Here is a 14,728-nt window from a genome sequence, read left to right as displayed (position 1 = left end):
TGCTGGAGCTGGTCGGGCTGCCGGGGGCGGGGCGGAGGGCCGTGGCCTCCCTGTCCGGCGGTGAGCAGCAGCGTGTCGCGCTCGCCCGTGCGCTCGCTCCGAGGCCCCGGCTGCTGATGCTCGACGAACCCCTCGGCCAGCTCGACCGGTCGCTGCGAGAGCGGCTGGTGGTCGAACTGCGCGAGCTCTTCAGCGAGTTGGGTACGACCGTGCTCGCGGTGACGCACGACCAGGGCGAGGCGTTCGCGCTCGCCGACCGGGTCGTGGTGATGCGGGACGGGCGGATCGCGCAGTCGGGTACGCCCCTTGAGGTGTGGCAGCGGCCGGTGGACGAGTTCGTGGCACGCTTCCTCGGCTTCGACAACGTGGTGGGGGCGACCGTGAGCGGTCAGGTCGCGGACACCCCGTGGGGCAAGGTGCCCGTGCCGGAGGGCGCGCCGCAGGGCCCGACCACGCTGCTGGTCAGGCCCGCGGGCGTACGGCTCGTGGAAACCGCGGAGGGGCTGCCGTGCACCGTGGCGGCAAGGACGTTCCGCGGCACCCATGTCGCCGTACACCTGCAACCGGAGGACGCGCCGCGCCTTGAGGCGGCCTGTGCGCTGCGGGAGGCTCCGGAGCCCGGGGACGAGGTCGGGGTGGCGTTCGACGCAGCTGAAATTGTCGTGCTCGGAGGCTCTTCGGCCACCTAGGGTGCGGACCATGACGCCTCTCGGAGACGACCGCGATGCCCGCCACGACCGCTACTGCGACGAGATCGAGAAGCAGTTACGGCAGCTGAGAGCCGTGGTGACCTCCGGTGCCGATCTCTCGGCGACCGTGCCGACCTGCCCGGACTGGTCGCTGGAGCAGTTGGTGCGGCACACGGGCGGGGCGCTGCGCTGGGTGGAGCTGAACGTGCGGAGCCGGGCGCGGGAGGAAGTACCGGAGGCGGAGGTGCCGGGCTACGAGGGTCCGGAGAAACGGGGTGATCCGGCCGCGCTGGACGCGTGGCTCGCCGAGACGGGGGACATGGTCGTCCGCACGGTGCGTGCCGCCGGGCCCGACACGGATGTGTGGACCTGGGGCTGGGAGCGGACCTCGGGCTTCTGGGCCCGGCGGATGGTCAACGAGATCACGATCCACCGCGCGGACGCGACCCTCGCGGCCGGGCTGCCGTACGAGGTGGCTCCGGAGATCGCCGCCGACGCGATCGACGAGTGGCTGGAGATCGTCGAGTTCGCGCAGCGGACGATGCCGGGCGACCCGTCGGGCGAACTGCGCGGGCCGGGCCGCAGCATCCACCTGCACGCGACCGACGCCCCGGCCGGGCTGGACGCCGAATGGGTTGTCGAACTCACCGAGCGGGGCCTCGTCCGGCGCCGGGGACACGAGAAGGCGACGGTCGCGCTGCGCGGACCGCTCACCGAGGTGCTGCTCGCCTTCTACCGCCGGCTTCCGCTCGACGACGAGCGGCTGGAGGTGCTCGGCGAGCGCGAACTGCTGGAGTTCTGGCTGGAGCGGGCTACGTTCGGATGAAGCCCCGGTCGCCTCGGTGTCCCGGTACGCCTCGGTGTCCCGGGGTGGGCGAGGGGCCCGCCCCCTGGTCGAGAGGGCGGGCCTCAGGGCGGCACGCCGTACGCGCCGTACGACCGCGAGCGCGTCAGCGGGACGAGGCCCCGCGGCGGCGCATGCCGAAGTAGATGGAGCCGGCGCCGACCGCGACGAAGGCGGCGGCGATCCCGGCGATCACCGGGGTGTTGGAGTCGGCGCCGGTCTCGGCGAGGTTCGAATCGCCCTCGGGCGAGGGGACGTTGCCGTTCCCGGAGGGTGCCGGGGTGGTGCTCTCCGAGTCCGACGGAGTGTCGTTGCCGGTGTCCTTGCCGGTGTCGGCCGGGGTGGACGGCTTGGTCGGCGACTTCGGGGTCTCCGAGGCCGGCGGCTTGTCCGAGTTCTTCTTGCAGGCCTCGGACGGCGTGGTCAGGTTGGGCTTGATGTCCTCGTCGACATAGCCCTCGGCCTTGACGTGGATGCGGTACTCGGCGTTCGGCTTCCAGTCCTCCGAGAACGTGACGGTGACACCCTTGGCGGTCGAGTCCTCGATCGTCTGGGTGCCGACCAGCCGCTCGTCCGCCCCGTTGTTCTCCAGATAGACGGTGACCTCGGCGGTGACGCCCAGCGGGTCCACGTCGGTGACGCTGATGACGCCCTTGCCCTTGGCGTCGCACTCGGCCTTGGCCGAGAAGTCAGCGATGGTGCATGCCATGGCGTTGCCCGCGACACCGAGCACCAGCGCGGCGGAGGCGGAGACAACACCCAGGAGTCGCACGGATCGTGCGGTGCGTGGAGATATGGACACGGTTGCCCTTCACGGGAAATGCGGGGGTGAGGGATACATGTGTGACAGCTGTAACCCCATGTGGCTCACAGGTTTATAAGGGCGCCGTAAGTACTGTCAATCCGGTGGAGTACCCCGGCTGTTGGCTTTGTCACTTCCTCAACTCGCAAGCCCTTCAGCCACCCAGCCGCTCCAGCGCCTCGGGCGCCTCCTCGATCCGGTCCACCAGCGCGATCCGGGACTCCAACGACCGGTCCCGGGCCAGGGACTTCAGGAGGGGCCACGTGGGGAGGTGGTCCGTCCAGTGGGCGCGGTTCACGAGGACCATGGGGGTGGGTTCTCCGCGGGACTCGTAGTAGTTCGGGGTCGCGTTGTCGAAGATCTCCTGTACGGTGCCGGCCGCGCCGGGGAGGAACACGACACCCGCGTTCGACCGGGCCAGGAGGCCGTCCTCGCGGGTGGCGTTGGCGAAGTACTTGGCGATGTGGGAGGCGAAGGCGTTCGGAGGCTCGTGGCCGTAGAACCAGGTGGGGATCCCGACGGAGTGGTTGCCCTTGGGCCAGCGGGTGCGCACCTCGAAGGCGCACCGCGCCCAGTCGGTGATCGAGGGCGTGAACGACGGGGCCTTCGCGAGGAGCCGGCAGGCGTCGGTCAGCATCGCGCCGTCGTACGGCGCCGCGTACGCGCCCAGGTTGGCCGCCTCCATCGCGCCCGGGCCGCCGCCCGTGGCCACCGTGAAGCCGGAGCGGGCCAGCGCGCGCCCCAGGCGGGCGGCGCCCTCGTACTCCTCCGTTCCGCGGGCCATCTTGTGACCGCCCATCACGCCCACCACCCGCGCCCCGCGCAGGAGTTCGTCCAGGGCGTCCGAGACCGAGTCGTCGTGGACGGCGCGCAGCATCGAGGCGTAGATGTCGCCGTCGGCCTTGGTGCGCTGGAACCAGGCGTAGGAGAGCGCGTCCGGCGTCTCCTCGTAGCCCTTGTCGAGCGAGGCGAACAGCTCGTCGGGCGTGTAGAGATGACCCCGGTACGGGTCGAAGGGCAGTCCCGGAACGGGTGGGAAGACCAGGGCGCCGTCGGCGCGGATCTTCACCGCCGCGTCCTGACGCATCGGGCAGCCGAGGAAGACGGCCCCCGAGGTGTCGGTGGAGAGCAACTCCCGCGTACGGTCCGTCAGGTCGACGGCCTGGACGCGGAATCCGGCGAGGGTGCCGCGGGCCGAGACGGTCGCGTCGAACTCCTCGAGCGTCTCGATCTCACGGTCGTCGTGGTGGGCCGCATGGGCAGGGCTCGTCTGCACCCGCCCATGCTGGCACAGCGGCCCTCAGCCCTGGATGGCATCCGGGTTCATCCACACGACCTCCCAGGTGTGGCCGTCGAGGTCGTCGAAGGCGCGGCCGTACATGAAGTCCATGTCCTGGACCTTCTCCGACGCGGTGCCCCCCGCGGCGACGGCCTTCTCGACCAGCTCGTCCACCTTCTCGCGGCTCTCGGCGCTCAGGCACAGCAGCACCTCGCTGGTCTTCGTGGCGTCCGCGATCTCCTTCTGCGTGAAGGTCGCGTAGAACGGCTTGGTCAGAAGCATCGCCACGATGGTGTCGCTGATCACGACCGAGGCCCCGTTCTCGTCGCTGAACTGCGGGTTGATCGTGTAGCCGAGCTCCGTGAAGAACTTCTTCGAGGCGTCGAGGTCGTTCACGGGCAGGTTCACGAAGATCATCTGCTGGTACATGTGAGGTCTCTCCCGTTGGTCTCGGTCCGTTTCGGAGGGGTAGACCGGGGCGCCGCCCGGAACTCATCGCCGATCGCGGATTTTTTCGTGCGACTTTTCCTCGTACGGCTCCGTGGGCCCTCACGGTGTCATCCGTGGGCCCTCACGGTGTCAGCGGTGTGGCCGCCAGCTCCGCGACCGTCCAGGTCAGCGGGCCGAACACGGCGAACAGGGCGCCTGCCCGAAGCAGGGCCACGGCGCGGAGGGCGGTGGCGGGCGCGCCGAGCCGCAGGAGCGCCGCGGTGGTCTCCGCGCGCGCGTTCCTGGCCTCCAGCGCGGCCGTCGCCAGCGTCAGCACCGCGCAGCCGGTCACCAGCAGCGCGCCCAGGGTGGTGAGCGGGCCCACGTGGGGGCGCGCACCGGAGTACACGGTTGCCATGGCGTACGTGCCGGAGGCCACCGCGCACACCACGCCGAGCGGGCGCCCGATCCGCCGCGCCTCCTCCTGCAGGACGCGCCCGGCGAGCAGCCGCAGTGCCCCCGGCCGTACGGCCTGCAGCACCTGCCCGCACAGGTGGGTCAGCCCGGGCCCGGCGAGGATCAGGCCCAGGGCCGTGAGCACCCAGCCGCCGAGCACTCCGGCCGGTCCGCCCGCCGAGCCGCCGGGGAGTGCGAGACCGGGGGCGGTGCCGTAGCGGCTCGCGTACATCTCTACGGCCAGACCGGCGGCGAGCACGGCGACGCCCCAGGGGAGGCCGCCGGGGGCGGGCTGGGGCGCGGTGGAGCGGTAGGGGTCCTGCTCCGGGTCCGGGACGGTGCCGGTCCATGGGGCTGACGTGCCGGAGGAGCACAGCGCCAGCGCCTCGGAGAGGGCGTGCGAGCCGGTGCTGCCGCGACGGGCACGGGCGGGGGCTCCGCTGCTGTCCGGGTCTTCCCCGTGGTCCCGCTGTCCGGCTTGCCGCCCGTCCGTGCCGCCCGGATGCGCGGGGTCCTTCTCCCGTGTGCCTCGGCCTCGCCGCCAGACCGCCTTCGGTCCGTCTGCCGTCCGTCCCGCGTCTTCCGGCCGGCGGCCCCGCGGGCGCAGGCTCAGGGCGGTCGTCACCGACGCGGTCGCCGGTACCAGCGCCAGCAGCGTCAGCGTGGCCGGCACGGGCAGGTGCCGGTCGGCGGCCAGGACGTCGGCCGCGTGGCCGTCGAAGGGGAGGCCCGTCAGATCGCCGCGCAGATGCAGGAAGAACAGCAGCGCGAGCATCGAGCCGAGCGTGGTGGACAGAGCCGTCGTGACCGCGGAGACGGCCATCAGGCGGCCCGGGCCGAGACCGATCGCCGCGAGGCCCGGGCGAGGGCGCGTTCCCGGATCCGTACGGGCGACCGCCACCGCGAAGTACACCGTGGTCGCCAGCGGTACGGCGCACCAGGCGAGCCGCAGCGCGGAACCGGCGGGCGCGTAGGGGTGGGCCAGCGCGTGGCCCAGCGCGCACAGCAGGAGGAAGCCCGTGCCCGCCGACGCCACGGTGACCAGGGCGCGGCGCAGATGGACGACCGGGTGGGCGCCGCGGGCTAGACGGAGAGCGAGCACGCGGCCCGGCCTTCCGTCTCGGCGGGCTGGGGGAGGTGCACGGTCCTCACCCGCCGGCCGTCCAGCAGCGACACCGTGCGGTCGGCGAGCGCGGCGGTCTCCGGGTCGTGCGTGGCGAGGACCACCGTGATGCCGTGCGAGCGGGCCGCCGCGGTGAGGGTACGCAGCACATGGCCCCGCTCGGCGCGGTGCAGCGGTGCGGTGGGCTCGTCCGCGAAGAGCACGGTGGGGGAGCCGACCAGGGCGCGGGCGACGACCACGCGCTGGCGCTCGGAGTGCAGCAGGGCGTACGGGCGCTTGCGGGCGCAGCCGCCGACGTCGAGGCGCTGCAGCCACTCCAGCGCGGCGGTCTTGGCGGCCCGGCGGCCGAAGCCGCGCAGCATCAGCGGCAGGGCCACGTTCTCCCAGGCGGTCAGCTCGGGGACGAGGGCCGGTTCGGGGTCGATCCAGCCGAAGCGGTCGCGGCGCAGCCGTTCGCGGGTGAGCGGGCCCATGGTGTGGACGGGCGTGCTGTTGAACCAGACCTCGCCCTCCTGCGGCAGGAGCTGTCCCGACAGGCACCGCAGGAGCGTGGTCTTGCCGCTGCCGCGCGGACCGCTGACGGCGAGGATCTCGCCGTCGCGGACGCCGAGCGACACGCTGTGAAGCGCGGGCGAGCCGTCGTGTGCGTGGGTCAGGCCACGTGCCCAGAGCACGTCGTTGTCCGGCGGGGCCACCATGGGCGTACACCTCGGTTCAGATCAGGATTGCCGTGGGGAGTCCCCCGTCCGGGGGAACGAAGGCAGGACCGATCGGTCACTGGGCACGCTAGGTATTCGGGGCGGTGGGGCCGGACAGCACGCGGCCCCGGGGCGCCCATTCTCACTCGAACGGACGCCACCGGGGCCCTGCTGATCAGCGGAGCGAAGGCGGCCTGGTCAGAGCTTGGTCCACGCCTCCGTGAGCGTGGCCCGCAGGATCTGCTCGATCTCGTCGAACGTCCCCTGGTCGGAGATCAGCGGCGGTGCGAGCTGGACGACCGGGTCGCCTCTGTCGTCGGCGCGGCAGTACAGGCCGTTGTCGAAGAGCGCCTTCGACAGGAAGCCGTAGAGGATCCGCTCGGTCTCCTCGGCGTCGAAGGACTCCTTGGTCGCCTTGTCCTTGACGAGCTCGATGCCGTAGAAGAAGCCGTTGCCGCGGACGTCGCCGACGATCGGCAGGTCGTACAGCTTCTCCAGGGTGGCGCGGAAGGCCGCCTCGTTGTCGAGCACGTGCTGGTTCAGGCCCTCGCGCTCGAACAGGTCGAGGTTGGCGAGGCCCACCGCCGCGGACACCGGGTGGCCGCCGAAGGTGTAGCCGTGCAGGAAGGTGTTGCCGCCCTGGTAGAAGGGCTCGGCGATGCGGTCCGAGACGACGCACGCGCCAATGGGGGAGTAGCCCGAGGTCATGCCCTTGGCGCAGGTGATCATGTCCGGGACGTAGCCGAACTTGTCGCAGGCGAACATCGTGCCCAGCCGGCCGAACGCGCAGATGACCTCGTCCGAGACCAGCAGTACGTCGTACCGGTCGCATATCTCGCGCACCCGCCGGAAGTAGCCGGGCGGGGGCGGGAAGCAGCCGCCGGCGTTCTGTACGGGCTCCAGGAAGACCGCCGCGACCGTGTCGGGCCCTTCGAAGAGGATCTGCTGTTCGATCTGGTCGGCGGCCCAGCGGCCGAAGGCCTCCGGGTCGTCGCCGTGGATCGGGGCGCGGTAGATGTTCGTGTTCGGGACCTTGTGCGCGCCCGGGACCAGCGGTTCGAAGGGGGCCTTGAGGGCGGGCAGGCCGGTGATGGACAGGGCGCCCTGCGGGGTGCCGTGGTAGGCGACAGCGCGCGAGATGACCTTGTGCTTGGTGGGCTTGCCCGTGAGCTTGAAGTACTGCTTGGCGAGCTTCCATGCGGTCTCGACCGCCTCGCCGCCGCCGGTGGTGAAGAAGACCTTGTTCAGGTCGCCGGGCGCGTGGTGCGCGAGGCGCTCGGCGAGTTCGACGGCCTTCGGGTGGGCGTAGGACCACACCGGGAAGAACGCCAGCTCCTGCGCCTGCTTGAACGCGGTCTCCGCGAGTTCGGTGCGGCCGTGACCCGCCTGGACCACGAACAGACCGGCCAGGCCGTCGAGGTACCGCTTGCCCCGGGCGTCGTAGATATGGGTGCCCTCGCCCCGGACGATGGTGGGGACGGGGGAGTCCTCGTACGAGGACATGCGGGTGAAGTGCATCCACAGGTGGTCGTACGCGGTACGGCTGAGGTCCTTGGCGCCCTGGGTGTCCTTGGTGGCCTCGGTGTCCTTGGAACTGTCGGTGCTCACGGCTATCGGGTTCCCCACATGTAGGTCTGCTTCTTGAGTTTCAGATAGACGAAGCTCTCGGTGGAGCGCACTCCGGGGACGGCCCGGATGCGTTTGTTGATGACCTCCAGGAGGTGGTCGTCGTCCTCGCAGACGATCTCCACCATCAGATCGAAGGAGCCCGCGGTCATCACCACGTACTCGCATTCGGACATGGCGCTCAGCGCGTCGGCCACGGTCTCCACGTCACCCTCGACGTTGACGCCGACCATCGCCTGGCGGCGGAAGCCCACGGTGAGCGGGTCCGTGACGGCGACGATCTGCATCACGCCCTGGTCGAGGAGCTTCTGGACGCGCTGGCGTACGGCCGCCTCGGAGAGCCCGACCGCCTTGCCGATCGCGGCGTACGGGCGGCGGCCGTCCTCCTGGAGCTGCTCGATGATGGCGAGGGAGACGGCGTCCAGGTGCGGAGCGCCGTTTCTGGAGTCCGTCCGGGAGCCTGGCCTGGACTCGCGGGTGTCCTGTGAGTCCCTGGGGTCTGCGCTTCGAGGTGCCACGAGCTCACTGTGCACGAGGAGTCAACAGTTCCGCAAGGATCAACCAATGAAATCCGTTGTTTGTGCTACGGAACTCTACGGATTTCGCAGCCATTGAGGTGGCGGGGGTGTTGAAAACGTGGGGCTGCGGATTAGGGTGGTGTCTCAGAGAGTGGACACCGACCACACCCGCACCGTCCCGGATCCGGGACATCAGGACTTGGAGGGCCGGCAGTGAGCACCGAGATGGGTCGGCTGCGCGAGCTGCGCGAGCTACGCAACTACATTGACGGCGAATTCCGCGACGCCGCCGACGGACGGACCACCGAGGTCGTCAATCCGGCGACCGGCGAGGCCTACGCGACGGCGCCGCTGTCCGGGCAGGCCGACGTCGACGCCGCCATGCGGGCAGCGGCCAGGGCCTTCCCGGGTTGGCGCGATACGACCCCCGCCGAGCGGCAGAAGGCCCTGCTGAAGATCGCGGACGCCTTCGAGGAGCGCGCCGAGGAGCTCATCGCGGCCGAGGTGGAGAACACGGGCAAGCCGGTCGGGCTGACCCGTACCGAGGAGATCCCGCCGATGGTCGACCAGATCCGCTTCTTCGCGGGCGCGGCCCGCATGCTGGAGGGGCGGAGCGCCGGCGAGTACATGGAGGGCATGACCTCGATCGTCCGCCGTGAGCCGGTCGGCGTCTGCGCGCAGGTCGCTCCCTGGAACTACCCGATGATGATGGCGGTGTGGAAGTTCGCCCCGGCCATCGCCGCGGGCAACACGGTCGTGCTCAAGCCGTCCGACACCACGCCCGCCTCGACGGTCCTGATCGCCGAGATCGTCGGTGCGATCCTCCCCAAGGGCGTCTTCAACGTCATCACCGGCGACCGCGAGACCGGCCGTCTGATGGTGGAGCACGAGATCCCGGCCATGGCGTCCATCACCGGCTCCGTACGCGCGGGCGCGCAGGTCGCCGAGTCCGCGTCCAAGGACCTCAAGCGGGTCCACCTGGAGCTGGGCGGCAAGGCGCCGGTCGTCGTCTTCGATGACCTCGACAGCGCGGCCATCGCCAAGGCCGTCGAGGACATCTCGGTCGCGGGCTTCTTCAACGCGGGCCAGGACTGTACGGCCGCCACGCGCGTCCTCGTCCAGGAGTCCGTCCACGACGAGTTCGTGGCGGCGCTGGCGAAGGCCGCCGCGGAGACGAAGACCGGTCACCCGGACGACGAGGACGTCCTGTACGGGCCGCTCAACAACCCGAACCAGCTCAAGCAGGTCTCCGGCTTCATCGAGCGGCTGCCCGCCCACGCCAAGGTCGAGGCGGGCGGACACCAGGTCGGCGAGAAGGGGTACTTCTACGCGCCGACCGTCGTCTCGGGTCTGAAGCAGGACGACGAGATCATCCAGAAGGAGGTCTTCGGGCCCGTCATCACCGTCCAGTCCTTCTCGGACGAGGCCCAGGCCATCGAGTGGGCGAACGGTGTGGAGTACGCCCTCGCCTCCTCGGTGTGGACCAAGGACCACGGTCGCGCGATGCGGCTGTCCAAGGCCCTCGACTTCGGCTGCGTGTGGATCAACACACACATCCCGCTGGTCGCGGAGATGCCCCACGGTGGCTTCAAGAAGTCCGGCTACGGCAAGGACCTGTCGGCGTACGGGTTCGACGACTACACGCGGATCAAGCATGTGATGACGTCGCTGGGCTGACGGGCTGACGGGCTGACGGGCTGACGGGCCATCAGGCGCGCGGGTGCGGGCGGGAGACGAGCCGTCCGGGCCCGCGTTGTCCTCTCCGTGAGGGGCTCGGGCGCCTCCCCGGCCTTCCCCGGGTGAGGTGGCCGTTGCCCGACCCCGTACCGCAGCGGCATCCTTCCCGGATGCCCCCTGCACAGACCGTCCCTCTCTCCCGTCGCTCCCTGCTGCGCACCCTGGGGGGTGGCACGGTGGCCGGGGCCCTCGCCGGGTGCGGGGTGCCCGCCGCGTACGTGGCGCCGGAGGACCGGGCCGCCGCCGATCTCTCGGCGCGGGAGAAGCGGCTGACGTTCGCCAACTGGCCGCTGTACATCGACACGGACGACGCCGACGAGTCGAGGCGCCCGACGCTGGACGCCTTCGAGCGGCGTACCGGGATATCCGTGGACTACGTCGAGGAGATCAACGACAACGACGAGTTCTTCGGCAAGATCAGTCCGGCCCTGATGAACCATCAGCCCACCGGCCGTGACCTCGTGGTCGTCAGCGACTGGATGTGCGCCCGCTTCGTCCGACTGGGCTGGGTCCAGGAGATGGACCGGGCGAGCCAGCCGAACGTCACCGAGTACCTGGACCCGCAGCTGCGTTCCCCGGCCTTCGATCCCGGCCGCTTGTACACCGTGCCCTGGCAGTGCGGGATCACCGGTATCGCCTACCACCGGCGCAGGCTGGGCCGTGACATCCGGCAGGTGTCGGACCTGTGGGCGGAGGACCTGAAGGGCCGCGTGACGCTGCTGTCGGGGCTGGACGAGGCGTTCGCGCTGCTGATGCAGGCCGACGGTGTCGACATCACGCGCTGGACGGCCGGCGACTTCCACACGATGTGCGACCAGGTGGAGGCCCGTGTCGAGGACGGCCACATCCGCCGCTTCACCGGGAACGACTACATCAAGGACCTCTCCGACGGCGACGTCCTCGCCTGCCAGGCCTACTCCGGCGATGTGATCCAGCTCCAGGCCGACGACCCCGACATCCGGTTCGTCGTCCCCGAGGAGGGCGCGGAGCTCTGGTCGGAGTCCCTGATGATCCCCAACCTGGCCCGGCACAAGACCAGCGCGGAACGGCTCGTCGACCACTACTACGACCCCGAGGTCGCCGCGGAACTGGCCGCCTGGGTGAACTACGTCTGCCCGGTGCCGGCCGCCCGGGACGTCCTCGCCTCCGCGAAGGACAAGGAGACCGCCGCCCTCGCCGAGGACCCGCTGATCTTCCCCGACACCACCATGCGCCGCCGCCTCGCCGTCGCCCGCGACATCACGTCGGAGGAACGGAGGGAGTTCGCCCAGCGGTGGAACGGGATCGTGGGGTTGTGAGCGGCGGGTGTGCCCAGGCACCCGAGGAGGATCAGGCCTCCTGCATCGCCGGAGCGGGCCGTTCCCCCGAGCCCCGGACGATCAGCCGGGTGGGGACGGTGGTGCTGCGGGCGCGGGAGCGGTCGCCGTCGAGGCGGGACAGGGCGGTGGTCGCTGCTGCTCTGCCGATTTCTTCGGGGTTCTGGGCGACGACGGTGAGGGCCGGTTCGAGTGCCTCGGCGAGGGCCACGTCGTCGAAGGCGACGACGGCGACGTCCTTGCGGTGGGTGCGGGCGAGTTCGGCCACGATGCCCAGCGCGACGATGTTGTTGCCGGCGAACAGGGCGGTCGGGGGGTCCGCCAGGCCCAGGAGCTGGGAGGTGGCGGCGGAAGCCCCGTGCTGGTCATGGGCGTTGGTGATGAGGGAGCGGTCGTGGGGGAGGCCGGCTTCCTCCAGGGCCGTACGGTATCCGGCCAGGCGTTCGCGGCGTGTGTAGAGCTTGGTGGGGAGGTCGCCGATGAAGCCGATGCGCCGGTGGCCGTGGGCGATCAGGTGGGCGACGCCGTCGTGGGCGCCCGCGCGGTTGGAGCTGACGACGCTGTCCGTGGCCAGGCCCGTTCCCGGGCGGTCGAGGAAGACGACGGGCAGGCCCGTGGCGCGGTGGGTCTTGAGGTGGGAGTGGGTGGCGCCGACGGACGGCACGACCATCAGGATGCTGATGCGGCGGGCGAGGAACGTGTCCGTCAGCGCGCGTTCGCGGTCGGGGTCGTCCGCGGAGGAGCCCATGAGCAGGGTCAGGCCGCGGTCGCGGACCGTGTCCTCGATGCTGCGGGCCACGGCTCCGAAGAAGGGGTTGGCGAGGTCGGGGATGACCAGGCCTATCGTGGTGTCGGGTCCGCCGACGCGGATGTTGCGGGCCATGAGGTTCGGCTGGAAGCCGAGTTTGGCCACGGCGGCGAGGACTTGTTCCCTGGTCCGGGCCGAGGCGGGGCCGTCCTCGTTGAGGACGCGGGAGACCGTCTTGGCGCTGACACCCACTTCTCGGGCGACGTCTGCCAGGGTGGGGCGGCGGTTCGCTGCCATGGAGGTACGTGTCTCCTGTGCTCGTCGGTTCCGGCCGGGGCCACGGCGGCGGTGCGCGGCCCGGCCGGAACCCGTGAGTGTTTCCGTCGTGTCGTCAGGTGGCCTGGACTCCCGCGGCTTTGGCCGCCTCGGAATCCGCGACGACAGTACCTCCGGCCTCGTCGACGGCGAGTGCGCCGGTCATGATGGCGACGACCTCGGCCATGGAGTAGTCGGAGGGCTTGATCACGGCGGCGCGCCGGCCGAGGCGGTGGACGTGGATCCGGTCGGCGATCTCGAAGACGTGCGGCATGTTGTGGCTGATCAGGACGACCGGCATGCCTTTGTCGCGGACGCGGCGGATGAGGTCGAGGACCTGACCGGATTCCTTGACGCCGAGGGCGGCGGTGGGTTCGTCCATGACGACGACGCTGCGGGCCCAGGCGACGGCGCGGGCGACGGCGACGGCCTGGCGTTGTCCGCCGGAGAGGGTCTCGACGGCCTGGGTGAGCGAGCGCAGGCCGATCTTCAGGTCGGCCATGTGCTCGGCGGCCTCCTCGCGCATGCGCTTCTTGTCCAGCATGCGCAGGACACTGCCGAGGACGCCGGGGCGGCGGAGCTCGCGTCCGAGGAACATGTTCGAGGCGATGTCCATCGAGGCGGCCACGGCGAGGTCCTGGTAGACCGTCTCGATGCCGTGGGCGCGGGCGCTTTGCGGACCGTTGAAGGTGATGGGTTCGCCGCCCAGGCGTATCTCGCCGGCGTCGGGGGTGAGTGCTCCGGTGAGGGCTTTGATCAGGCTGGTCTTGCCGGCTCCGTTGTCGCCGATGACGGCGAGGACCTCGCCGGGCAGCAGGTCGAAGTCGGCGCCGTCGATGGCGGTGACATGGCCGTAGCGCTTGACCAGACCGCGGGCCTGCAGCACGGGGGTGGGGGAGGAGGCGGTGCTCATCGGGCCTTCTTCCGGGAGATCTGGTCGACGGTCACCGCGAGGATGACCAGGACTCCGGTGATCAGGGTCTGGTAGATGGAGGCGACGCCCATCAGCTGCAGGCCGTTGCGGAAGACACCGACGATGAGGACGCCGATGAAGGTGCCCAGGACCGAACCGCGTCCGCCGAAGAGGCTGGTGCCGCCGAGGACCACGGCGGTGATGCTGTCGAGGTTGTCGGTCTGTCCGGCCTGGGGGTCGCCGACTCCGGTGCGGGAGATGAGCAGCAGGGCGGCGATGCCGTACAGGACGCCGGCCACGGTGTAGACGCCGATGGTCAGGCGGGAGGTGCGGATGCCGTTCAGCCGGGCCGCCTCCGGGCTGTTGCCCAGCGCGTAGACGTGCCGGCCCCAGCCGGTGTTGCTCAGCGCGTAGGCGAGGAGGAGGAACAGGGCGATGGTGACCAGGGAGCCGTAGGTGACGTCTGTGTAGCCGAGCGGGAAGGTCTGCCCGAGCGCGGTGAGTGGGCCGGGCAGGTTGGTGACCGTCTGCTCCTGGGAGTAGATGTGGGTCAGCGCGAACGCCACGTTGAGCATGCCGAGGGTGACGATGAACGGCGGCAGCGGGATCTTCTGCACCAGCAGCCCGTTGAGCAGCCCGAAGCCGCCGCAGACGACCAGTCCCAGGGCGATGGCGGCGAGCGGGGGCAGTGAGCCCTCGGCGGCCATCCTGGCGATCACGATGCTGCCGAACGCCATCACGGCACCGCACGACAGGTCGATGCCCGCGGTGAGGATGATCAGGGTCTGTCCGATGGCGAGGGTGCCGACGACCATGACCTGCTGGATGATCAGCGAGAAGTTGCCGCCGGTGAGGAACTGGTCGGTCGTCAGGGAGAAGAAGACGCAGGCCAGGAGGAGGGCGGCCAGCGGTCCGGTGGTCGGTGCCGTGAGCAGTCGGCGGGCCGTGGTCGGTGCTTTGAGGTCGGCGTACGGCGAGGACGCGCTCGGGGGCGTGCTCGGGGGTGTGGTCGTGGCTGTCATGAGCAGTCCTTGTCGGAAGACAGATGTCCTTGTCCGTCCCCCGTCAGAGGACAGATGTCTTTGCCCACCCCTGCCGGAGGACAGATGTTCTCGCCCGTCTCCGTCGGAGAACGGATGTCGGTGTCCGTCCCCGTCGGAGGACAAGGGAACGAGGGGGCGGCCGTCCCTGGGTCGGGGAGGAGGGGCGGCCGCCCCGCTGAGGGGTGGAGGCTG

The 14,728-nt window shown here is 70.6% G+C and carries 14 protein-coding genes; 4 read left to right on the top strand and 10 right to left on the bottom strand.

Annotation, left to right across the window (positions count from 1 at the left end; translation table 11 throughout):
• Together FNH04_RS26290 and FNH04_RS26285 are read left to right on the top strand one after the other, a co-directional pair.
• Positions 1–689, top strand: a 689-nt coding sequence (locus FNH04_RS26290; protein WP_152788271.1) for an ABC transporter ATP-binding protein, incomplete at its 5' end; no start/stop codon positions are given.
• 10 nt (positions 690–699) lie between these two features.
• On the top strand, positions 700–1,515 hold the full coding sequence (locus FNH04_RS26285; protein ID WP_152788270.1) for a maleylpyruvate isomerase family mycothiol-dependent enzyme: 816 nt from the start codon (positions 700–702) through the stop codon (positions 1,513–1,515).
• Positions 1,516–1,639: 124 nt separating this feature from the next.
• On the opposite strand, the gene FNH04_RS26280 is transcribed toward FNH04_RS26285, so the two are convergent.
• From FNH04_RS26280 to FNH04_RS26250, 7 genes are all read right to left on the bottom strand, one after another.
• Positions 1,640–2,335: an LAETG motif-containing sortase-dependent surface protein gene (locus FNH04_RS26280; protein WP_322723914.1), complete on the bottom strand. Its 696-nt coding sequence runs from the start codon at positions 2,333–2,335 to the stop codon at positions 1,640–1,642.
• 154 nt (positions 2,336–2,489) lie between these two features.
• Positions 2,490–3,611: an LOG family protein gene (locus tag FNH04_RS26275; protein ID WP_322723912.1), complete on the bottom strand. Its 1,122-nt coding sequence runs from the start codon at positions 3,609–3,611 to the stop codon at positions 2,490–2,492.
• A gap of 24 nt (positions 3,612–3,635) precedes the next feature.
• On the bottom strand, positions 3,636–4,043 hold the full coding sequence (locus FNH04_RS26270; RefSeq protein WP_152788268.1) for a VOC family protein: 408 nt from the start codon (positions 4,041–4,043) through the stop codon (positions 3,636–3,638).
• A gap of 142 nt (positions 4,044–4,185) precedes the next feature.
• A complete protein-coding gene (locus tag FNH04_RS26265) occupies positions 4,186–5,601 on the bottom strand; it encodes a hypothetical protein (RefSeq protein WP_322723911.1) in 1,416 nt (471 codons plus the stop codon).
• Complete coding sequence (locus FNH04_RS26260; protein WP_152788267.1) at positions 5,583–6,320, bottom strand: ABC transporter ATP-binding protein; 738 nt, start codon at positions 6,318–6,320, stop codon at positions 5,583–5,585. The genes FNH04_RS26265 and FNH04_RS26260 overlap by 19 nt, the downstream gene beginning before the upstream one ends.
• A gap of 198 nt (positions 6,321–6,518) precedes the next feature.
• Positions 6,519–7,946, bottom strand: coding sequence for an aspartate aminotransferase family protein (locus tag FNH04_RS26255; RefSeq protein WP_386574811.1), 1,428 nt, complete (start codon positions 7,944–7,946; stop codon positions 6,519–6,521).
• Complete coding sequence (locus tag FNH04_RS26250) at positions 7,931–8,479, bottom strand: Lrp/AsnC family transcriptional regulator (protein ID WP_322723907.1); 549 nt, start codon at positions 8,477–8,479, stop codon at positions 7,931–7,933. The genes FNH04_RS26255 and FNH04_RS26250 overlap by 16 nt, the downstream gene beginning before the upstream one ends.
• 210 nt (positions 8,480–8,689) lie before the next feature.
• Here FNH04_RS26250 and FNH04_RS26245 point away from each other — a divergent pair, with 210 nt between their 5' ends.
• Together FNH04_RS26245 and FNH04_RS26240 are read left to right on the top strand one after the other, a co-directional pair.
• Complete coding sequence (locus tag FNH04_RS26245; protein ID WP_152788272.1) at positions 8,690–10,141, top strand: gamma-aminobutyraldehyde dehydrogenase; 1,452 nt, start codon at positions 8,690–8,692, stop codon at positions 10,139–10,141.
• 170 nt (positions 10,142–10,311) lie between these two features.
• On the top strand, positions 10,312–11,499 hold the full coding sequence (locus FNH04_RS26240; protein WP_152788266.1) for an ABC transporter substrate-binding protein: 1,188 nt from the start codon (positions 10,312–10,314) through the stop codon (positions 11,497–11,499).
• A gap of 31 nt (positions 11,500–11,530) precedes the next feature.
• On the opposite strand, the gene FNH04_RS26235 is transcribed toward FNH04_RS26240, so the two are convergent.
• The 3 genes from FNH04_RS26235 to FNH04_RS26225 form a co-directional block, all read right to left on the bottom strand.
• Entirely contained in the window at positions 11,531–12,562 is a 1,032-nt protein-coding gene (locus FNH04_RS26235) for a LacI family DNA-binding transcriptional regulator (protein ID WP_152788265.1), read from the bottom strand.
• 94 nt (positions 12,563–12,656) lie between these two features.
• Positions 12,657–13,493 carry an ATP-binding cassette domain-containing protein gene (locus FNH04_RS26230; protein ID WP_152788264.1) on the bottom strand — a complete coding sequence of 279 codons (837 nt, stop codon included), beginning with the start codon at positions 13,491–13,493 and terminating at the stop codon, positions 12,657–12,659.
• Positions 13,490–14,515: an ABC transporter permease gene (locus FNH04_RS26225; RefSeq protein WP_152788263.1), complete on the bottom strand. Its 1,026-nt coding sequence runs from the start codon at positions 14,513–14,515 to the stop codon at positions 13,490–13,492. The genes FNH04_RS26230 and FNH04_RS26225 overlap by 4 nt, the downstream gene beginning before the upstream one ends.
• Positions 14,516–14,728 lie beyond the last annotated feature (213 nt).

The sequence above is a fragment of the Streptomyces phyllanthi genome, from assembly GCF_009377205.1.
Taxonomy (GTDB): domain Bacteria; phylum Actinomycetota; class Actinomycetes; order Streptomycetales; family Streptomycetaceae; genus Streptomyces; species Streptomyces phyllanthi.
Note: the sequence above shows the minus strand (reverse complement) of the source record. Positions and strands in the feature narration are given on the sequence as shown.